The organism is Embleya scabrispora DSM 41855, assembly GCF_000372745.1.
GTDB classification, from domain to species: Bacteria; Actinomycetota; Actinomycetes; order Streptomycetales; family Streptomycetaceae; genus Embleya; species Embleya scabrispora.
The window spans coordinates 1-19539 of sequence record NZ_KB889672.1; the positions used below are offsets into that span (position 1 = coordinate 1).

The window sequence follows — 19539 nt, forward strand, 5'->3', positions numbered from 1 at the left end:
CCGGCGCATGAGGCCACTCAGCCCGGCCAGCGTTTGAGGCCACTCAGCCCCGCCGGCGTTTGAGGCGAACCCAGCCCGGCCGGCGCATGAGGCCAAGCCGACCAAGACCACCCGTCAGCTCGCCAGCGACTCCGCACGAAGCGCGTCCAGCAACCGCTGCGCCTTGGCCGCGACATCGGCCGGCCCGTGCGCGACCGCCGGCCCACACCAATGCTCCGCATCGGCCAGGTCCCCACGCCGCAGCGCCAGCACCACCAGCCGCAGCGCCGCCCGCCCGTGCCCACCACTCGCGGCCACCTTCAGCCACGGCTCCGCGCCGTCCGGATCCTCGTGCCGCAGGTGCAGCAGCGCCAGGTTCCACGCCCCGGACACGCTGCCCGCCTCGGCCGCGACCTTGAACCGCCGCGCCGCCGACTTGTCCTCACCACGCCGCGCGCACAACACCCCGCACCGCAGTGCCGCCGTCACGTGCCCCGCGTCCGCGGCCACCGCGTACCAGCGCTCCGCCTGCTCGGCCGCCCCCGCGTCGGCAAGCATCGCCCCGAGCCGGAACGCCGCCGTCGGCCGATCAGCCCGCGCAGCCGTCTCGTAGGCGCGCGCCGCCCCCTCGGCATCCCCCCGGCGCTCCAGCAACAGGCCCATCTGCAGCGCCGCGTCCGCGTGTCCGGCCTCCGCCGCCCGCCGCCAGCACGTCTCGGCGGCATCGTCGAGACCGCCGCGCGCGTGCAGGATGCCCAGGTTGTACGAACCGTCCACGCTGCCCGCCTCGGCGGCCCGCGCGAACCATATCCGCGCCTCCTCGTCGTCCCCGCGCTCCAGGAGCAGCCCCGCCAGCGCGTTGGCCGCGTCCCCGTGACCCGCGTAGGCGGCCATCCGGAACCAGCGCTCCGCGCCCGGCGCGTCCTCGTGCTCGGCGTGCAACAGGCCGAGGTTGAACGCCCCGTTGCACTCGCCGGCCGCTGCGGCCCGCTCGTACCACCGGGCCGCCTCGCTCGATCGCCCGCCGGCCGCGAACCACGCCCCGAGCGCGTTGGCCGCCGTCCCGTCACCGGCCTCCGCGGCGACCTGCCACCACCGCACCGCGCCCTCGACGTCGCCCGCGTCCTGCAACAGGAACCCCAGCGCACGCGCGCCCTCGGCGTCCCCCTCCTCGGCGGCGAGCCGGTACCACCCGATCGCCTCGGCGGTGTCCCCCGCCCGCTCCAGCGAGGTCGCCAGCCGTACCGCGGCCCGCACGTGCCCGCACGAGGCCGCGCGCAGGAACCACGTCGACGCCGCACGCTCGTCGTCGCGTTCCTGCCCCATCCGGCCGAGCCGATAGGCCGCCTCGGGGTGCCCGGCCTCGGCCGCCCGGCGATACCACCGCTCGGCCCCGGCCCGCCCGGTCAGCTCGAAGAACTCGCCCAGCGTGAGCGCCGCCCGCACATGCCCGGATTCGGCCGCGTTGCGCAGCCAATAGACGCCCTGTCCGGACAGATCGTGGTACGCGTCCATGCTCGCGCCGGCTCCCGCACGCGCCGCGTCGGCCTGATCCAGCAGCAGCGCGCCGAGCGAGAACGCCGCGATCCGACTGCCCGCCTCGGCCGCCCGGTGCCACCACAACGACGCGGCGTCGTCCCGCCCCTGACGGTGCATCAATACGCCGAGATTGGTCGCGGCACCGCGATGTCCCGCCTCCGCGGCCCGACGCAACAGCTCGGCGGCCTCGTCCTGTTCGCCGCGCTCCAGCAACATCAGCGCGAGGCTGTTCGCGGCGGAGGGGCTGCGGCCGGCCCGCTCGCGATAGCGTCGTTCGAGTTCGGCCGACTCGTGCCGATCCAGCGCCTCGTGTCCTTCGACGCTGCCGCTCGGGCTGCGCCGACGCGGCCGGAACGGGACCAAGACCGCATAGTCGTCGGGGTGCGCGGGGCTCGTGGCGGCGGCCGCCCGGCCGCGGTCCAGGACCACCGTGTCGGGGCCTTCCGGCACCGCTTCGAAGACGTCTGCCTCCGGCGGTGGGTCGTCCCCCCGCCGTCCGCGATGTCCCTTCCACGCCCCCATGAGTCCATCGTGGCATCTCGGGCCACATCCATGCAGTCGCGATTCGGCAACAACGGGCCCGACTCCGGGCGAATTGTGGTGGAACACGCCTTGTCGAGGCATGCACGAAGGGCCCGGTCACAAAGACCAGGCCCTTCGATGTGGTAGCGGGGACAGGATTTGAACCTGCGACCTCTGGGTTATGAGCCCAGCGAGCTACCGAGCTGCTCCACCCCGCGTCGGTGAACACAACTGTACGGCAGCGCCCGGGGGCAGGCAAATCCGCTCGGCCCGTCCCCCGAACCGCCGCGCCCGATCGGCGGATCCGCGGGCGGCGCGCGGACCACCCGGGAGAGCGGCCGAATTCAGACCATGGAGTGAACCGGTTCGATCCGACCCCGATCCCGAATCCGATCCCCTTTGATACCAATTACCCCTGCTTGCACGGGAGTTCATTCCCGCCACAACGGGGTTCCCGGCCAATCGGGGACACGATCGAGTCTCGACATGGGGCCGGAAGCCGTCACGGCGTGCCCCCGATGGGGTACGGTCTGCGTCGTGGTCATATCAGGAATGGACCATCCGAGCATGCCGCGTCGAGTCCCGGTTCCGCCGATGGACGTCGGCCGAAGCGGCGTGGGCGAGCGCCTCGAGAGGCACCTCGCCCTCATTGGTCACGCCTCCACGCAGGAGACGGCGAACAGCCTCGAATCGGCCGCCATCATCCAGAGCCTGGCTCCGCGCAACGAACCGCGCGGCACCCACCGGCTGGCGCGCGTCACCCTGATGGCCCCGCTGCGCGCCAAGCGCCGCCGCCAGATCGCGCTCTAGTCCGCCACGCCCTCAGCCCGTGCGCCACACCCGACTCGCCGAGTCGGGTCACGCCCCGAACCGGGCGACATCCGGGTCGAGTGCGCCGAGCAAAGCCGACGCGTGAAAATGCACGAGAGGCCCGGTTCCGAAGAACCGGGCCTCTCGCGTATCTCCAAGTAGCGGGGACAGGATTTGAACCTGCGACCTCTGGGTTATGAGCCCAGCGAGCTACCGAACTGCTCCACCCCGCGATGCGTTGTGTCTTGAGCTTACGTGACCCGACGTCGCACACCAAATCGATAACGCGACGGGCCCGCCCCCCGAGAGGGACGGGCCCGTCGCGTACGTCACGCGCCGGCGATCACGGCTTGGGCGGCGTGGAGGCCCCCGGCGTCCCGGTCGCCGGTGGCGTTCCGTTCGCCGGCGGCTTGGTGCCCGCCTGCTCGGCCGCGATGGCCCTGTTCACGGCCGCCTGAAGCCGCTTCTGCGCCTCGCCGTACTTGGCGAAGTCACCCGCCTTCAAGGCCGCGTCCGCTTCCTTGAGCGCCTGGTTGGCCTCTTCCAGCGCCTGCTTGACCGTCGGGTTCTCGGTCGTCGGCGGCGGCGTGGTGCCCGTCGTCGGCGGAGTGCCGGTGTTCGGCGGAGTGCCGGTCTCCGGTGGCACCGTCGTGGTCGGCGAACCGCTGAACACCTTGCTCAGCGCCAGATCGAGGGTGTCCTCGAAGGCGATGCTGCCGCCGTAGGAGACCAGCACCTTCTGCAGGACCGGATACGAGCCGGGCGCATTGGCCCGGACGTACACCGGCTCGACGTACAACATGCCGCCGCCCACGGGCAGGCTGAGCAGGTTGCCGTAGACCACCACCGAGTCGCCGCGCTGGAGGATGTTGATCACCTGCGCGACCGCGGCGTTCGACTTGAACTGGTTCTGCATCTGGTCCGGGCCCAGGATCGCGGTGTTCGGCGGCAGACTCAGGAGTCTGATCTTGCCGTAGCCGGGTGATCCGGGTTCGGAGTTCACCGCCATGAAGGCGGCCAGGTTCTGCCGTTCCTTCGGCACGAAGGTGCTGGTGAGCTGGAACGACTGCTGCGCGTCGGGAGCGCCGCCCGGCGTCGCGGACGGCATCTTCATCGACAGGTAGTACGGCGGCTGGTCACCGGAGCCCGGTGCCTGGCCCGTCGGGTCCTTCGGGACCTTCCAGAAGTCCGAGCCGTTGAAGAACGTCCGCGGGTCGGTCACGTGGTACCGGGTCAGCAGATCGCGCTGCACCTTGAACAGGTCCTGCGGGTAGCGCAGGTGCTCCATCAGGGTCGGCGGGATCGTGTTCTTCTTCTTGACCGTGTCCGGGAAGGCCTTCATCCAGGTCTTGAGGACCGGGTCCTTCTCGTCCCACTGGTAGAGCTTGACCGAGCCGTCGTACGAGTCGACCGTCGCCTTCACCGAGTTGCGGATGTAGTTGACGTTGCCGGTGTTGCCGACCGCGCCGCGGGCGCGGTCCTCGGCGTTGAGCGAGTCCGCCGTGGCATCGCCCAGCGTGGTGCGCGTCGCGTACGGATACCCGTTGCTGGTCGTGTACGCGTCGACGATCCACTGCACCTTGCCGTCTATCACGGCCGGATACGGGTCACCGTCGATGGTCAGCCACGGCGCGACCGCCTCGACCCGTTCCTTGGGCGTGCGGTTGTACAGGATTCGCGAATCCTTGTTGATCGTGTCGGAGAGCAGGATGTTGCCCTCCTGGAACTTCGTCGCGTACAGCAGCTTGTTGAACATGCCGCCGATCGGGACGCCGCCCTTGCCGTTGTACGTGTAGGTGGCCTGACCGGACGCGGTGTCGGTCGGGTAGTCCACCTCCGTCGGCGTGGTGTTCTTCGGCGCACCCACGATCGAGTACTCGGTCGTGGACTCGCCGAAGTAGATCCGCGGCTGGTACGGCCCGAGCGCGCTGGGCGTCTCCGCCTCCTGCGCGTCGGTGCGGATGTCGCCCTCGATGTAGACGGGCTTGCCCTCGCGGTCCACCCGGGTGCCCTCGGCCGCGACGACGCCGTAGCCGTGGGTGTACTTGGTGTGGTCGTTGACCCAGTTGTGGGACTGACCACCCTTCGGGTTCAGCTCGCGCAGCGCGATCACGGTGTCCTGCATCTTGCCGGCGATCATGTAGCGGTCGACGTCAAGCGTGGTCTGGAAGCCGTAGTACTGCCGGAGCTGCTGCATCTGATTGAACGTCGGCGAGATGATGTTCGGGTCGAGCAGTCGGATGCTGGCCGTGTTCGCGGCCTGGTCCTTGAGCTCGGGCTTGGCCTCGACGTTGCCGTCGTACTTCTCCGGCTCCACCTTGTCGATGCCGTACGCGTCGCGCGTCGCCTGGATGTTGCGCTCGATGTACTTGGCTTCCTTGGCCTGCTGGTTCGGCTTGACCTGGAAGCGCTCGACGATCGCCGGGTAGAGCCCGCCGATGAGCACGGCGGACAGCACCATCAGGCCGAAGCCGATGATCGGCAGTGCCCAGGTGCGGCGGAAGACGTTGACGAAGAACAGCGTCGCGCAGATCAGCGCGACGATGAACAGGATCGTCTTGGCCGGCAATACCGCGTGCGCGTCGGTGTAGCGCAGACCGGTGAATTGCGAAGCCTGCTTGAAATCACCGGAGGAGACCGCGAGCGAATAGCGGTCCAGCCAGTACGCGACAGCCTTGAACAACACGAAAAGGCCGAGCAGCAGCGAAAGATGCGCCTGTGCGGCCGGTGTCGCCCGCGACCCCGGACTCTGGACCCGAAGCCCGCCGTAGAGGTAGTGCGTGATCACCGCGAGGACGAGGCCGACGACGACCGCGACGAACGCGAAATTGATCAGGAATCGATAGAACGGCAGGTCGAACGCATAGAACGACACGTCCTTGTGGAACTGCGGGTCCTTGGTTCCGAACGAGACGCCGTTCACGAACTGCAGCCACGTCTTCCACTGCCCCGACGCCGAGGTGCCGGCGATGATGCCGATGACGACCGAGAGGCCGATCAGCAACCACGTGCGGAACGGGGTGATGGCCGACCGGTAGCGGTCGAGACTCTGCTGCTCCAGCGACATCCCGCGGAACGCCGGTCGCAGCCGATAGGCGACATACACGTTGGCGCCGACGGCCGCGGCCATGAGCAGACCGAACACCAGGAACAACCCGATGCGCGTCCACAACTTGGTCGTGAATACGTTTCCGTAGCCGACCGACTTATACCAGAGCCAATCCGTCCAGAAATTCGCGAACAGCACCCACGCGACAACGATCACCACGAGGATGGCCAGCGTCAGGAGCAGGGTTCTGGACCTGCGGGACGGAGCTCCCATTCTGATCCGACGGCCACCTGAGCCGCCTCGTTCGGGCATCTGAAAAACCAAGGGTGCGCACCTCGATCATTACCTGGACGCGCCCGGTCGGCGCTCGATGGGTCAACTTACCGAGACAGGACGTGGTTCCCCACCGACACGGCCGATACAGGGTCGTGATCCGCCGTGGGGCGAAGACGGGAAGATGGGGTCATGACCGTTGCACTCACCCAGGCCCTCGTCGAGATCGAACGTCACGTGGCGGCGTACGGCTGGGACCAGCAGGCCCGCCTCTACGCGCTCGTGGACACCGCGGAATTGGCCCGTACCGAACCCGACCTCGCGGCACAGCTCGGCTTGTCCGCCGACCGTGACGCGCCCATCGACACCCTCACTCCGATCGAGCAGGAGGAAGTCCCCGAGAACGTCGCGATCGACGAATTCCTGGCGAGTATCGCCTGGCCCGAGGCCGTGCTCGGCTGCGCGCTGGTGGTCGAGCGGCTGATGTTGCCGCCGTCCGCCGAGGCGACCCTGCCCGCGGTGGGCACCGATCGCGAGATCCACGAGTGGGTCGCGTCGCACCCGCAGCGCCAGGAGGTCCGCCTCGCCGTCGGCGTGCTGCGCGACGGCTCGCGCGAGTCGGCCGTGCGGCTGCGGGACAAGGACGACGACTCCGAGGTGCTCTCCGGCGCGGATCTGGTGCCGGGGCTGGCCGAGGCGCTGCTGGCCACGTTCGGCGAGGGCGACGAGGAGTAGTCCTCGCCGCTGGGGTCCGCACCGGTCACGCATGACATTCCGTCAATGTGCCCTGGCCGGTGCGGATCGTCTCCAGCGCCTTGAGTGCGTCGTCCAGCGTCTCCACCTGGACCAGGGTCAGCCCGCCCGGCTTGGTCTGCGCGGCGGCGGCGCAGTTGGCCTTGGGCGTGAGGAAATACTTGGCGCCCTGGCGGCGGGCCCCGATGGTCTTCATCTGGATGCCGCCGATCGCGCCGACCTTGCCCTCGTCGTCGATGGTTCCGGTGCCCGCCACGAACTTGCCGCCGGTGAGGTCGCCGGGGCTGAGCTTGTCCACGATGCCCAGCGCGAACATCATCCCCGCGCTCGGGCCGCCGACGTCCTCCAGGTGGATCTCCACCTTGAAGGGGAACTTGGGCAGGATGCCCGGCGTGATGCCGACCAGGGCCCGGCCGTCGTCCTCGGCCTTCCCGGTGACCACCTGCACGTCGCGCCGGGTGCCGCGGGCGTCGGCGGGGTCGACGGTGAGCGTGACGGTCTCGCCGGCCCGGTGCTTGGTGATCGCCGCGGCGACGTCCTCGGCCTTGGTGATCGGCGTGCCGTCCACGGCCAGGATGATGTCGCCGGCGTGCAGCTTGCCGAGCGCGGGCGCGTCCTTGGCCACCGTGGCCACGATCACCTGCTTCTCGATCGGGATGCCGAGCGCCGCGAAGGCCGCCACCTTGGCGTGCTCCTGCGACGAGCTGAACTCCTCGGCGTTCTCCCGCTCGACCTCGGCCGCGGACTTGTCGTCGGGGTACAGCGACTTCTTGAGCACGACGTCCGCGTCGCCCTTGACCCAGCCGGCGAGCGCGTCGAGCAGCGGCATGTCGTAGGACTTGTTGGTCACCGACACGGTGGTCATGTTCAGGTGACCGCTCGTGGGATACGTCTCGTGGCCGGAGATCTCGATGACCGGCTTGCCGCCTTCGTCCCCGAGCGTGTTGTACGTGGGCCCGGGACTCAGCTCGGCGTAGGGCACCGGCGCGAACAGGACGGCGCAGGCCAGGGCCAGCAGCAACAGCCCCGAGACGACCAGTGTGGCGGTGCGGCGCGACATGCGCCCGACCCTACGGCACCCGGGATTTCCCGGTGCGGGCCGGGCCGTCACGGGCTTTCGAAGCCCGGTTCCGGGGCCGGTTCGGCGGTGGCGTCGTCAGCGGGTTCGGGCCGGACCGGGGTCGCCGCGCGAACCCGGTCCAGGGCCGCGCTCCATTCCGCGAAGGCGGACATCGAATCGTGCATGCTCGGCGTCCGAAACGACCGGCAGGTCCACGCGGCCCAGCTCACCGCGAGCACGAGCGCCACCCCCGGGATGGCCCACCACCATGCGACAGCCGCCATGACGTACTCCGTCCACAGAGGGGGAGACTCACGAGCCTAAATCATATGTATGGGGTTGAAATACTGCATTTCTGCGCTTCGCGGCGGGTGTGACGGGTGGCGGATGGAGCCCGCGTGGTGGTGGGGTGGATCTCAGCAGGCGCCGACCCAGTCCGAGTCGCCGTCCACGAAGTGCTGGAGCTTCCAGATCGGCACCTCGTGCTTGAGTTCGTCGATCAGCCGCCGGCACGCGGTGAACGCCTCCGCGCGGTGTGGGCACGAGACGGCGACCACGACGGCGAGGTCGCCGATCTCCAGCCGGCCGACCCGGTGTACCGCCGCCATCGCCCGCACGGGCAGGTCGGCCGCGATCTTCTCCATCACCCGACGCAGCTCGGCCTGAGCCGACGGGTGGGCGGAGTACTCGAGCGCGGTGACCGAGCGCCCGCTGTCGGCGTTACGGACCGTGCCGACGAACAGGTCCGTACCACCCGCGGACGGGTCGCCGACGGCGGCGAAAACCTCGTCGACGGACAGCGGCGTGTCGCGGATCTCGGCGATGCGGATGACGTCCATACCGGGCAGTATCGCGCGCGGCGGACCGGTGCCGAGCATCCCGGTCCCCCTTTCGCCCGAGTCCGCGACGCGCGGGCCCGCGAGTGCCGGCCTGTCGCCGGACGCTCGCGGACGGTGGCTCAGAAGCCGCGGCGCCGGCGCCGGACCTTGCGCACGATCGCGGCCGTGCCCACCAGGGCCACGGTCGCGCCCGCCGCACCGAGTGTGGTGGCGTCCTTGCGGCCGAGCCGGCGGGCCACCAGCGCATGCCGTCCGTCGACGTCCTCCAAGAGCACCGCGAAGGCCGCCTCGTTGGTCCACGCCGGACGCCAGCCCGCCGCGCGCAGCCGCTCGGAGGAGACCACCCAGCCGTGCATCGTGTACGCCAGGTCGCCCGCAGGGGCGGGGGTGATGCCCAGCCGGTGCAACCGTTCGGCGGTGCCCAGCGCCAGCGACGCGGGCAGCTCCATCCGGCGCATCCCGGACAGTTCCTCGATCTCCTCCTGCTCCAGCCAGCCCTCCGAGCCGACGGTGACCACACCCTCGACTCGGCCCAGCGCGGCGAATTCGAGCGCGGAGGCGAGGTCGTCCAGGTGGCAGAACTGCCAGCGGGGCTGCCCGCCGGAGACCACCAGCAGGCGCGGCGCCTCGAAGTGCCGGGTCATCACGCTGTCCGCCTCGGGCCCGCCGACCAGGGTCGCCGGGCGCACCACGGTGACCTTGACGTGCGGGTGGGCGCGCGGGGTGCGCTCGGCCAGTTCCTCGATCTCCAGCAGGTCGCCGACCAGCGAGGCGTCCGCCGTCGCGCGCAGCGGCGCGTCCTCGGCGAGCGGTACGGCATTGTCCGGCAACGCTCCGTAGACCATCGCCGAGGTGCACAGCACGACCCGGGGCACCCGGGCCGCGGCGGCGGCGGTCAGCACGGTCTGGGTGCCGCGCACGTTGCGCGCGCCGCGGGCGCGGGCCTCGGAATCGAGCGACATGTCGAGCGCGAGGTGCACCACCACGTCCACGCCCTCCAGCCGACCGGCCAGCGCGGGATCGCGGACGTCCATGATCCGCCACTGTGCGCCGGGAATCTCGCCGCGCCGCTCGTCGATCGCGATCAGACGTTTCACCTGGTCGTTCGCGGCCAGAAGCGAGGCGACGCGATGACCGAGCCCGGCCGCGGCGCCGGTGACCGCGACGACCGGGCGCACCTTGGGCACACTCTTGTCCGAGGGCTGGTCCGAGGCCGAGGCGTTGGGCTCCGGAGCGGTCTTTGAGGCATCGGTGCCGGTGCCATCGCTCGTGCTCTCCCGCCCGCTCCGCCCAGAGCGAACGCGTGGGGGCTGGGAACTCACTGGCGGTCTCCCGTGGTTAGTTTGGTACGAGCGGTTCGTCAAGAAAGGTACGCGCGACTGCTTGCCTTTCCTGTCAGTGTCCGCGATCCATCCTGCCGGAGGTGCTGTTGTGATCTTCACGCCAGGCGCGAATCGGCGCTCCTGCGGCGTTGCCTCCGGCCGGGACGGCGGGCAGGCCGAGCGAGACGAGGTAACCGTGAGTCAGCATCGAGTGGTCGGGCCCGAGGGCACCGCACACGTGGACAACGTAGAGGGGCCCAACCATGGCTGACTTCCCCTTCGGCTTCGGAAAGCCCTCGGGCGACGACGATCCCAATCGCCCCGGCGGCGGTTCCGGTGGTTCGAATCCGGGTAACCCGTTCGGCTTCGGCGCGGCGGGCGACCCCAACAATCCGTTCGGCGCGCTGTTCGGCCAAATGAACCAGGCCGATCTGGGCGCCGCGTTCCAGCAGCTGGGCAAGCTGCTGTCCTACGAGGGCGGCCCGGTCAACTGGGACCTGGCCCGGGACATCGCCCGGCAGACCGTGTCCCAGCAGGGCGACGCGTCGATCGGCGCGGTCGAGCGCGGGGGCGTCGAGGAGGCCGTGCGGCTGGCCGAGCTGTGGCTGGACGAGGCCACCTCGCTGCCCTCGGGCGTGAGCACAACCGCGGCCTGGAGTCGCTCCGAGTGGATCGAGGCGACGCTGCCGCAGTGGCGCGCGCTGGTCGAGCCGCTGGCGACCCGGGTGGTCGCGGCCATGGGCGAGATGATGCCCGAGGAGATGCAGAGCATGGCCGGGCCGCTGCTCGGCATGATGCGCGGCATGGGTGGCGCGATGTTCGGCGCCCAGGTCGGGCAGGCGCTGGGCGCGCTGGCCGGCGAGGTGGTCGGTTCGACCGACGTCGGGCTGCCGATCGGGCCCGCGGGCAAGGCCGCGCTGTTGCCCGCCAACCTGACCGCGTTCGGCGAGGGTCTGTCCCTGCCGCAGGACGAGGTCCGGCTGTATCTGGCCCTGCGCGAGGCGGCGCACCAGCGGCTGTTCGCGCACGTGCCGTGGCTGCGGCAACACCTGTTCGGCGCGGTCGAGGCGTACGCGCGGGGCATCAAGGTGGACATGAGCCGGCTGGAGGAGGCCGCGGGGCGGATCGACCCGAGCAACCCCGAGGCGCTCCAGGAAGCCTTCTCGCAGGGTTTGTTCGAGCCCGAGGAGACGCCGGAGCAAAAGACCGCGCTGTCCCGCCTGGAGACGGCGCTGGCGCTCGTGGAGGGCTGGGTGGACGCGGTCGTGCACAGCGCCGCCGAGCCCCGGCTGCCCTCGGCGGGCGCGCTGCGCGAGACGCTGCGTCGGCGGCGTGCGACCGGCGGCCCGGCCGAGCAGACGTTCGCCACGCTGGTCGGCCTGGAGCTGCGCCCGCGCCGGCTGCGCGACGCGGCGCGCCTGTGGGCCTCGCTCGCGGACGCGCGCGGGGTCGACGGCCGGGACGCGGTGTGGCAGCACCCCGACCTGCTGCCGACCGCCGACGACCTGGACGACCCGGACGGCTTCGTGCACCACGCCGAGCTGGACCTGTCCGGTCTCGACGCCGAGCTGGACGCGGACCTGGACGAGCTGGAGACGACCGGCGACAAGCCGAGCGGCGAGAAGCCGACGGGTGACAAGCCGGCCGACGAGCCCGGCCGCGGCGACGAGCCGGAGGGCCGGGACGGCGGGAAGGGACCCGACGCGTGAGCCTGCGGCTCGACGCGGTCGACATGCTGTCGAAGTGGGAGGCGCCCGACGACCGGGCGGACCGGCTGCGTCGGGCCTATCTGACGCACCTGGCCGCGCACGAGGACGGCATGCTCAAGGCGTGTCCGCAGGCACACGTGACGGCGAGCGCGGTGATCGTGGACGCGGCCCGGGAGCGGGTGCTGCTGACGCTGCACGCGAAGATCCGCAAGTGGTTGCAGACCGGCGGCCACTGCGAGCCGGTGGACCGCACGCCGGCCGAGGCGGCGCTGCGCGAGGCGCGCGAGGAGTCCGGGATCACCGGCCTGACCCTGCTCGCCGGCGGCGCGCCGGTGGGCCTGGATCGGCATCACACGCCGTGCGCGCTGCACCTGGACGTGCAGTACGTCGCGCTGGCCCCGCCCGGCTCGACCGTGCTGATCAGCGAGGAGTCGCTGGACCTGCGATGGTTCGCGTTCGACGCGCTGCCCACCGAGACGGACGACTCGGTCCGGGCACTGGTGGCCCGGGCCCGCGCGGTGCGCTGAGCGCGGCGACACCACGACCGGCACCACGAGGGGCGCCCGACCGATCGCCGGTCGGGCGCCCCTGGGCGGTGTGCGGCTGCCGACTACTGGCCCCAGGTGTTGCCCCGGACGCCGCCGTCCTGCCCCAGGCCCCGGTTGGCCAGGTAACCGCCGGCCGAGATGAACTCGGCGGGCGGCAACATCTCGCTGGGCTGGACCACGACGTAGCCCTCACCCATGAAGGCCATGTTCCAGCCCTCGCCGGTGCCCCGGCGGCGCCGGTAGATCCGCGCCGAGTTGGTCTGCGCCTGCATGCTGATCGACAGCCGGGTGCTCCACGCGATCACCGCGTCGGCGTCCGCGAACACCTCGGCGCCGTGGGTGACCCGCATGATCAGCGGCTTGCCGGAGGTCATCAGCGCGATCTTGCCGTTGCCGCTGATGTCCAGGTTGTAGGAACCGGCACCGGCGACCGACTGCGCGCTCTCGATCGCGACCACGTTCCAGCTGAGCGTGCTGTCCAGGGCCAGGACGTACTGCCCGTCCACGGTCAGGCCCTCGAAGTCGAGGTCGAGCACGTGGATCGACTGGGCCATGTTGGCCAGCCACATGGTGCCCGTGCCGTGGGCACGCATCAGGTTGAGCTGTTCGCCGGTGGCCGCGGCGGCCTGCTGCTCGGCGCCGGAGCGCATGTTTCCGTCGAAGTCGATCGCGCCCTGGTAGGCGACCATCGAGCCGACCCGGGCCAGGCAGTGGTCCGGCAGTCCGTTGCCGAGCTGCACCTTGAGCATGTGCGCGTTCTGCAGACTGAACCGCTCGGGCGTCTGCACGGGTGCGTGACCGAAAAGCGAGCTTTGCATGGTATTCCTCCTTCGCTCGCGGTCAGCCGCGCACGTGGAAACGGTCGGTGGCGTCCTCGGCCGGCTGCACGACGACGAAGCCGTTGCCCTTGAAGGACACCTGCATCGCCTCGCCGGAGCCGCGCCCCACGATGCCGCCGAGCCGCATCGAGCGCTTGGTGCCGACCTTGAGGCTGGTGCTCCAGGCGACCAGCGCGTCCGGGTCGACGTAGGTCTCACGTTCGGACGGGTTGAGCACGACCGGCGTGCCGCGGGTGGTGATCGCCACCCAGCCCTGGCCGGACAGTTCCATGTTGAACAGGCCGTTGCCGCTGAACTTCGCGGTGACCCCGCTCACCATCTTGATCCGGTGTTCCAGGTTCTCGTCGAACGCCAGGATGTTGCTCGCGTTGACCGACAGCCCCTCCCCCGGGTTGAGCTGCATGATGGCCACGTCCGCGCCGTAGTCGGCGAAGTACACGTCGCCCTGGCCGGTGCAGCTCATCAAATGCATGCGCTCGCCGGTGATGCCGCTGGTCACCCGGCGCTGCGCGCCCTGGCCGTGACCGGCGAACCGGATGTAGCCCTCGTAGGCGATCATCGCGCCCTGCTTGGCCAACACGCCGGGCGCGCCGGGCTGGATGTTGACCCGACAGATCTTGTTGCCGTGCGCGCTCATCCGAGCCTGAGGGGCGGTCTGCCCGTACGCGGCGATCAGTTGCTGATCCATGTTCCCCTCACACCTCGTAGGGCTGGACGACGATGAAGTTGTTGCTGCCCGGCGGGCAGCGGAACTGCAGGTTGACCGTCTCGCCGCTGTGCCCGGGGAAGGCGGTCCGGCGCAGCCGCATCTGGGTCGTGGTGGAGACGTCCATGTCGGTCCACGCCACGATCGCGTTGCTGTCCGCGAAGGTCGGCCCCTGGACCGGGAGCACCAGCGGAATGCCCTGGGTCTTGACCACCACCGTGCCCTGACCGCTGAAGGTCTGCGCGAACAGCGCGCCGCCGGGGATGCCCACACCCTCGACCCGGGCCGGCTCGATGGTCAGGCCCTCGTCGAAGGCGAGCACGTTGGCCACGTTGACGAACAGCTTGTTGCCCTGGAGTTCGACCAGGTGCAGGTGGGCCGCGTCCTCGGCGAAGAACACCTCGCCGTTGCCCTCGCAGCGCATCAGTTCGAGCGACTGGCCGGTCTGCCGGTTGTCGTACCGGCTGCGCAGGCTCTGTCCCTGGAACTTGAACTTCACGTCGCCCTGGTAGGCCACCATCACGCCCTGGCGGGCGATCACCTTGCCGCCGGATACGTCGACCCGGACCATCTTGGCGTTCTGCTGGGCCCAGCGACCGCCGGCGGGCACCTCGCGGTACTGCTCGATGCCGTACTGGAAGGCCGGCTCGGGCGAGGCGATGCCCACTCCCTGCATGCCGGGCGGCGGGCCCTGCATGCCGGGCGGCGGTCCGGGCGGGCCGCCGGGCACCGGCATCTGGAGCGTGGGCTGCATCTGGCCGGGCCCGCCCGCTCCCGGATAGCCGCCGGGGCCGGGCGGCGGCGGGTAGCCGCCGGGCTGACCCATGCCGGGCGGTGCGGGCGGCGCCATGTGGCCCTGGTGCGGCGTCTGGTTCGGGTAGCCGCCGGGGCCGGGCGGGCCGGGCGGCGGCGGGTAGCCTCCCGGCGCGCCGTGCGGCGGCGTGCCCGGGTGCTGGTTGTACTGCGGCGGGCCGGGCGGCGGCGGATACCCGCCGGGGGCGCCGTGCGGCGGTGTGCCGGGCTGGTTGTACTGCGGCGGGCCGGGCGGCGGGCCGCCATGGCCCGGCATCGCGCCGACCGGCTGGGGCGCGCCGGGCGGCGGGCCGAAGTGGGGGGTGGGAGCGGGCGGCGGCGGACCGCCTCCGGGCGGGCCGAACGAGGGTGCGGGCTGCTGCGGCGGCATCCCGCCGCCGCCCGGTGGGGCGAATCCGGGGGCGGCGCCGGAGGGCACCTGGTCCGGCTTGGGCGCCTCGTCCGGCTCGTCCTCGGCGACCTCGCCGCCGAAGTTCTCCAAGAGCGCGCGCAACCCGCCGTCGAAGCCCTGTCCGACGGCGGAGAAGCGCCAGACGTCCTTCTTGTAGATGTCCGCGATCATCACGGCACGCTCGGTGCTGAATTCGCGCCCGGTGAACGAGTAGCGCGCGACCTCCTGGCCGCCCGCGACTATCCGCAGGTAGCCGGAGGCGACCTGGGACATCACGCCGTCGCCGTCCACGGTCGCGGTGAACGCGAGCTTGTTGACGTTCGGCGGGACCCGGTCGAGCGTCACCCGGAAGGACTCGGTGTCACCGGCCTGCGCGCCCAGGAGCTGGATCGACTCCTCGGGCGACTTGGGCTGGTTGAAGAAGATGAAGTACCGATCGTCGGACAGCCGTTCGCCCGCGTCCAACCCGAAGCACGCGATGTCGAACGTCAGCCCGGGGCTGTCCAACTGCACCCCGACATACAGATCGGTCCCCGCGGTCAGGTCGGACAGCTTCGACTTCTGTCCCTTCCTGAACTCGACCACTGTGTGGCTCCCTTCCCCGCTTCTCCGCCACCGGCGGTGCGGGCGCCCACCACCTGGGTCCCCGCCGCGCTCGGCACGCTACAACATCGGATCCGCCCCGGTCCGGGTACGGCACAACGCTCGACGGCGCTCTCGTAGCGCCGACGAGCGATTCCCCACGACCGGTTCCCGGCTGCGTACGCGCCTCACGCTATACGCCCGAATCCGGCACCGCGACGACTCCCGAGAGCCGGATCCGGGTCAGCCGCGCGGCTTGCGACCGGTGCGATCGCGCGTAGTTCCGGCGCGCGTACCGTCCGCAGCGGCGGTGCCCTTTCGGGCTCCGCGGGTGGCCGGTGCGGGGCCTCGGCCGCGAGGGGTCGGCGCCGGTTCCGACTGCACCGCCTCCGGGGTGTCGGCCGCGGTTTCCACATCGTCCTTGTCGTCGCTCATCGCCAGGCCGCTCGCGGTCGCGACACCCTCCAGATATCCCCGCGCGCGTTCGGTGCGCGGATATGCGGCAAGCAGGGTCCAAAAGCGCGGCCCGTGACCGGGCACCAGCAAATGCGCGAGTTCGTGCAGCAATACATAGTCGACGACATACGTCGGCATGCCGCGCAGCCGGGTGGAGAGTCGAATCGTGCCGTCGATCGGCGTGCACGAACCCCAGCGGGTGTTCTGGTTGCCCACCCAGCGCACGCTCGCCGGCTGCGCGCGTGCGTCCAGGTAGCGGGCGGAGAGCTCCCGGGCCCGGACCGCGAGGTCCTCGTCGCTGGGCCGCCGGCGGCGCTCCTGGGCGGCCAGTCGCTCCAGCATCACGCCGACCCAGCGTTTCTCCTCGGTCTGCGTCATCCGGCCGGGGAGCAGGACCACGGTCCGATCCCCGTCTCGATAGGCCGACACCGTTCGTTTCCGTCGGGCGCTGCGACGCACCTCGACGGCACCCTGATAGGGGGCCCCGGACAGCATGTCGTGTCCGGCCCCGGGATCCGCGACCACAACCAGGACGTTAACCGACCGCACCGACAGGGCGCCCCCGCTTCGGGCCGGTCGGGGATATTCGCCGCCGCCGTTCTCATGCCGCAGCGCGGGCATAAGCACTATTCGTTCGATAACCCCCATTCCATTCTTCTCGGCCTAATATTTCCAAATAGCATATTCATACGCCACCTGTGGACGAGGGAATACCCGACGATCCGCGGCCGGGCACGCTGGAGCCGGCCGAGCCGTTCCCGCGGATCTCGGTCGCCGTTCCCGTTCCCGGTGTACCGCTCCTCGGAGGCCACCCATGCGCCCGCTCCTCAAGCCCGCCCTGCGTCGGTTGTGGCGCGATCGGCAGACCCTGCAGTTGGGCCTGGATCCGCACCGGGCGGTGCTGCTCGGCGGGCTGGACCCGACCACGACGCGCTTCGTCGAGCAGTTGGACGGCACCCGCGATCTGGACCGGACCTGGGAGCTGGCCGAACGGGTGGGGCTGGGCCGCGCGCACGCCGAGGCGGTGCTCGACCTGTTGGCCCGCGAGGGGGTCCTGGAGGACGCCTCCGGGCGGCCCACCCCGGTGCCCGCGCTGCCCCGCGAGCGGGCCCGGCTGGGTCCCGACCTGACCTCGCTCGCCCTGGTGCACGGCAGCGGCGACGCGGGTCTGGCCGCGCTGGAGCGACGAGCCCGGGCAGTGGTGGCGGTACACGGTGCCGGCCGGGTGGGCGCGGCGGTGGCCGGCCTGCTCGCCGCCGCCGGGGTGGGCCACGTGGTACCCGCGGACCGTCGGCCGGTGCGCCCGGGCGACGCGGGACCGGTGGCGTTCGGCTGGGACGAGGAGCGCCCGCGCCGGGAGACCACGGTGCGGGCCGCGCTGCGCCGGCTGGCTCCGGGGGTGCGATGTGCGCTGCCCGCCGGGCGCGGTACTCCCGACGTCGCGGTGCTCGTACCGGAGGGCCGCCCCGATCCGGCGCCGGGCGCCCGGCTGGTCCGCCAGAAGGTGCCGCATCTGTACGCGGACATCCGTGAGACGACCGGGGTGATCGGACCCTTCGTGCTGGTGGGGCGGTCGGCGTGCGGGCGCTGCCTGGATCTGACCCGCAGCGACCGCGATCCCGGCTGGCCGAGGCTGCTCGCCCAACTGGCGGCGGCGCCCGCGCCCGGCGACGCCCCGTGCGACGTGGTACTCGCCACCGAGGTCGCCGCCCGGGCCGCCCTGCAGGTGCTCACCTTCCTCGACGGCGCGCTGCCCACGACCGTGGACGGCACGGTGGAGATCGAGCTGCCGGACGGCCTGACCCGGCGCCGGAGCTGGTCACCGCATGCCCGGTGCGACTGCCGGGCCACCCGCCCGGCGCAAGAGGTGGGGCCCATCACACATGCCGGGGCGCCGAGTCGGACACAATGGTTCGCGTGAGCGATCTTCCGCGTAGGGCCGTGACCCGCACCGCCAAGCTCGCCTCCCTCCCGTTGGGGGTGGCCGGTCGGGCGACACTGGGCCTGGGCAGGCGCATCGGCGGCAGACCGGCCGAGATCGTCGCCGCCGAACTCCAGCAGCGCACCGCGCAACAACTCTTCAAGGTGCTCGGCGAATTGAAGGGCGGCGCGATGAAACTCGGGCAGGCCCTGTCGGTGTTCGAGGCCGCGCTGCCCGAGGAGGTGGCCGGGCCGTACCGCTCGGCGCTGACCAAGCTCCAGGACGCGGCGCCGCCGATGCCGGCCCGTACCGTGCACAAGGCGCTCGCCGACAATCTCGGCGGCGACTGGCGCTCGCTGTTCGAGGAGTTCTCCGAGGCCCCCGCCGCGGCCGCCTCGATCGGTCAGGTGCACCGGGCGGTCTGGCACGACGGGCGCACCGTCGCGGTCAAGATCCAGTACCCCGGGGCCGGCGACGCGCTGATCTCCGACCTCAACCAGCTCGGGCACGTCGCGCGCTTCGCCGGCGCGCTGATCCCGGGCATCGACGTCAAGCCGCTGATCGCCGAGCTCAAGGCCCGGGTCGCCGAGGAGCTGGACTACCAGCTGGAGGCGGAGGCGCAGACCGCGCACGCCGTGGAGTTCGACGGCGACCCGGACATCTTCGTGCCGCACGTGGTGCACCAGACCGAGCGGGTGTTGATCACCGAGTGGATGGACGGCAAGCCGCTGTCCCAGGTGATCGACAAGGGCAGCCAGGAAGAGCGGGACCGGGCCGGGCACATGCTCAGCCGCTTCCTGTTCTCCGGCCCCGCGCGCACCGGCATGCTGCACGCCGACTCGCACCCGGGCAACTTCCGCCTGCTCGCCGACGGGCGGTTGGGTGTCCTGGACTTCGGCACGGTCAACCGGTTGCCCGAGGGGCTGCCCGAGCCGATCGGCCGGGCGTTTCGACTCGCGCTCGACGGCGACGCGGAGAGCGTGATGCAGGTGTTGCGCACCGAGGGCTTCGTCAAGCCGTCGATTCGGCTGGACGCGGCCGAAGTGCTGGACTACCTGCTGCCGTTCCTGGAGCCGGCCGATGCCGAGGAGTTCACCTTCACCCGGGCCTGGATGCGCGAGCAGGGCGCGCGGGTCGGCGATCCGCGCAATCCGGCGTCCGCGCTGGCCCGGCAACTGAATCTGCCGCCGAGCTACCTGCTGATCCACCGGGTCACCCTGAGCACGATCGGCGTGCTGTGTCAGCTCGGCGCGACCGCGCCGTTCCGCGAGGAACTGGCCACGTGGTTGCCCGGCTTCGCCGAAGAGGACTTCGAGGCAGAGGAGTTCGACTTCTCCGTCGAGGATGTCGAGGGTGTCGAGGACGCCGAAGAGGCCGAGGAGACCGACGGGATCGGCAACTCCGGGGGCGCCGGCGGGCGTTAGCAAC

At 71.1% G+C, this 19539-nt stretch carries 15 protein-coding genes, 2 tRNA genes and 1 pseudogene; 6 read left to right on the plus strand and 12 right to left on the minus strand.

Going from position 1 to position 19539, the window contains the following annotated elements:
- Positions 1-114: 114 nt before the first annotated feature.
- Together A3IC_RS0123745 and A3IC_RS0123750 are read right to left on the minus strand one after the other, a co-directional pair.
- Positions 115-2040, minus strand: a complete 1926-nt coding sequence (locus A3IC_RS0123745) for a tetratricopeptide repeat protein (protein WP_245599411.1) — start codon at positions 2038-2040, stop codon at positions 115-117.
- 141 nt (positions 2041-2181) lie between these two features.
- A tRNA-Met gene (locus A3IC_RS0123750) sits at positions 2182-2258 on the minus strand.
- A gap of 349 nt (positions 2259-2607) precedes the next feature.
- On the opposite strand from A3IC_RS0123750, the gene A3IC_RS0123755 reads away from it, so the two are divergent.
- Positions 2608-2850, plus strand: a complete 243-nt coding sequence (locus A3IC_RS0123755; protein ID WP_158696075.1) for a hypothetical protein — start codon at positions 2608-2610, stop codon at positions 2848-2850.
- A gap of 159 nt (positions 2851-3009) precedes the next feature.
- On the opposite strand, the gene A3IC_RS0123760 is transcribed toward A3IC_RS0123755, so the two are convergent.
- A tRNA-Met gene (locus tag A3IC_RS0123760) sits at positions 3010-3083 on the minus strand.
- Between the two features lie 110 nt (positions 3084-3193).
- Positions 3194-6172, minus strand: a complete 2979-nt coding sequence (locus tag A3IC_RS0123765; RefSeq protein WP_020552561.1) for a UPF0182 family membrane protein — start codon at positions 6170-6172, stop codon at positions 3194-3196.
- A gap of 192 nt (positions 6173-6364) precedes the next feature.
- Here A3IC_RS0123765 and A3IC_RS0123770 point away from each other — a divergent pair, with 192 nt between their 5' ends.
- Complete coding sequence (locus tag A3IC_RS0123770; protein WP_020552562.1) at positions 6365-6907, plus strand: PPA1309 family protein; 543 nt, start codon at positions 6365-6367, stop codon at positions 6905-6907.
- Between the two features lie 25 nt (positions 6908-6932).
- Here the strand turns inward: A3IC_RS0123770 and A3IC_RS0123775 are convergent, their stop codons facing one another.
- From A3IC_RS0123775 to A3IC_RS0123790, 4 genes are all read right to left on the minus strand, one after another.
- Positions 6933-7985: a YlbL family protein gene (locus tag A3IC_RS0123775; RefSeq protein ID WP_020552563.1), complete on the minus strand. Its 1053-nt coding sequence runs from the start codon at positions 7983-7985 to the stop codon at positions 6933-6935.
- 47 nt (positions 7986-8032) lie between these two features.
- A complete protein-coding gene (locus tag A3IC_RS68895; RefSeq protein ID WP_026218647.1) occupies positions 8033-8269 on the minus strand; it encodes a hypothetical protein in 237 nt (78 codons plus the stop codon).
- 132 nt (positions 8270-8401) lie between these two features.
- Positions 8402-8863: a molybdenum cofactor biosynthesis protein MoaE gene (locus tag A3IC_RS0123785; protein ID WP_020552566.1), complete on the minus strand. Its 462-nt coding sequence runs from the start codon at positions 8861-8863 to the stop codon at positions 8402-8404.
- Positions 8864-8943: 80 nt separating this feature from the next.
- Entirely contained in the window at positions 8944-10146 is a 1203-nt protein-coding gene (locus A3IC_RS0123790; protein WP_079026637.1) for an NAD-dependent epimerase/dehydratase family protein, read from the minus strand.
- A 263-nt stretch (positions 10147-10409) separates the two neighbouring features.
- Between A3IC_RS0123790 and A3IC_RS0123795 the strand changes: the two genes are divergently transcribed.
- Together A3IC_RS0123795 and A3IC_RS0123800 are read left to right on the plus strand one after the other, a co-directional pair.
- A complete protein-coding gene (locus A3IC_RS0123795) occupies positions 10410-11855 on the plus strand; it encodes a zinc-dependent metalloprotease (RefSeq protein WP_020552568.1) in 1446 nt (481 codons plus the stop codon).
- Positions 11852-12382, plus strand: a complete 531-nt coding sequence (locus tag A3IC_RS0123800) for an NUDIX hydrolase (protein ID WP_020552569.1) — start codon at positions 11852-11854, stop codon at positions 12380-12382. Before A3IC_RS0123795 ends, A3IC_RS0123800 begins: the two co-directional genes overlap by 4 nt.
- An 83-nt stretch (positions 12383-12465) precedes the next feature.
- On the opposite strand, the gene A3IC_RS0123805 is transcribed toward A3IC_RS0123800, so the two are convergent.
- From A3IC_RS0123805 to A3IC_RS56215, 4 genes and pseudogenes are all read right to left on the minus strand, one after another.
- Positions 12466-13221 carry an AIM24 family protein gene (locus A3IC_RS0123805; RefSeq protein WP_026218649.1) on the minus strand — a complete coding sequence of 252 codons (756 nt, stop codon included), beginning with the start codon at positions 13219-13221 and terminating at the stop codon, positions 12466-12468.
- Positions 13222-13243: 22 nt separating this feature from the next.
- A complete protein-coding gene (locus A3IC_RS0123810) occupies positions 13244-13930 on the minus strand; it encodes an AIM24 family protein (RefSeq protein WP_020552571.1) in 687 nt (228 codons plus the stop codon).
- A gap of 7 nt (positions 13931-13937) precedes the next feature.
- Positions 13938-15737 (minus strand): TerD family protein, encoded by a 1800-nt coding sequence (locus A3IC_RS0123815; RefSeq protein ID WP_020552572.1) that lies wholly within the window; start codon positions 15735-15737, stop codon positions 13938-13940.
- Between the two features lie 435 nt (positions 15738-16172).
- Positions 16173-16685, minus strand: a pseudogene (locus A3IC_RS56215) (M48 metallopeptidase family protein); the annotation flags it as partial.
- Positions 16686-17004: 319 nt separating this feature from the next.
- Here A3IC_RS56215 and A3IC_RS56220 point away from each other — a divergent pair.
- Positions 17005-18111, plus strand: coding sequence for a hypothetical protein (locus A3IC_RS56220; RefSeq protein ID WP_020552574.1), 1107 nt, complete (start codon positions 17005-17007; stop codon positions 18109-18111).
- Positions 18108-19535: an ABC1 kinase family protein gene (locus A3IC_RS0123830; protein ID WP_026218650.1), complete on the plus strand. Its 1428-nt coding sequence runs from the start codon at positions 18108-18110 to the stop codon at positions 19533-19535. The genes A3IC_RS56220 and A3IC_RS0123830 overlap by 4 nt, the downstream gene beginning before the upstream one ends.
- Positions 19536-19539: the final 4 nt, after the last annotated feature.

Bases quoted from the DNA above. Each gene is read 5' to 3' on its own strand.
- A3IC_RS0123745 (WP_245599411.1), bottom strand. From the start codon at position 2,040: ATGGGGGCGTGGAAGGGACATCGCGGACGGCGGGGGGACGACCCACCG.
- A3IC_RS0123810 (WP_020552571.1), bottom strand. From the start codon at position 13,930: ATGGATCAGCAACTGATCGCCGCGTACGGGCAGACCGCCCCTCAGGCT.
- A3IC_RS0123795 (WP_020552568.1), top strand. From the start codon at position 10,410: ATGGCTGACTTCCCCTTCGGCTTCGGAAAGCCCTCGGGCGACGACGAT.
- A3IC_RS0123755 (WP_158696075.1), top strand. From the start codon at position 2,608: ATGCCGCGTCGAGTCCCGGTTCCGCCGATGGACGTCGGCCGAAGCGGC.
- A3IC_RS56220 (WP_020552574.1), top strand. From the start codon at position 17,005: ATGCGCCCGCTCCTCAAGCCCGCCCTGCGTCGGTTGTGGCGCGATCGG.
- A3IC_RS0123785 (WP_020552566.1), bottom strand. From the start codon at position 8,863: ATGCTCGGCACCGGTCCGCCGCGCGCGATACTGCCCGGTATGGACGTC.
- A3IC_RS68895 (WP_026218647.1), bottom strand. From the start codon at position 8,269: ATGGCGGCTGTCGCATGGTGGTGGGCCATCCCGGGGGTGGCGCTCGTG.
- A3IC_RS0123765 (WP_020552561.1), bottom strand. From the start codon at position 6,172: ATGGGAGCTCCGTCCCGCAGGTCCAGAACCCTGCTCCTGACGCTGGCC.
- A3IC_RS0123775 (WP_020552563.1), bottom strand. From the start codon at position 7,985: ATGTCGCGCCGCACCGCCACACTGGTCGTCTCGGGGCTGTTGCTGCTG.
- A3IC_RS0123805 (WP_026218649.1), bottom strand. From the start codon at position 13,221: ATGCAAAGCTCGCTTTTCGGTCACGCACCCGTGCAGACGCCCGAGCGG.
- A3IC_RS0123770 (WP_020552562.1), top strand. From the start codon at position 6,365: ATGACCGTTGCACTCACCCAGGCCCTCGTCGAGATCGAACGTCACGTG.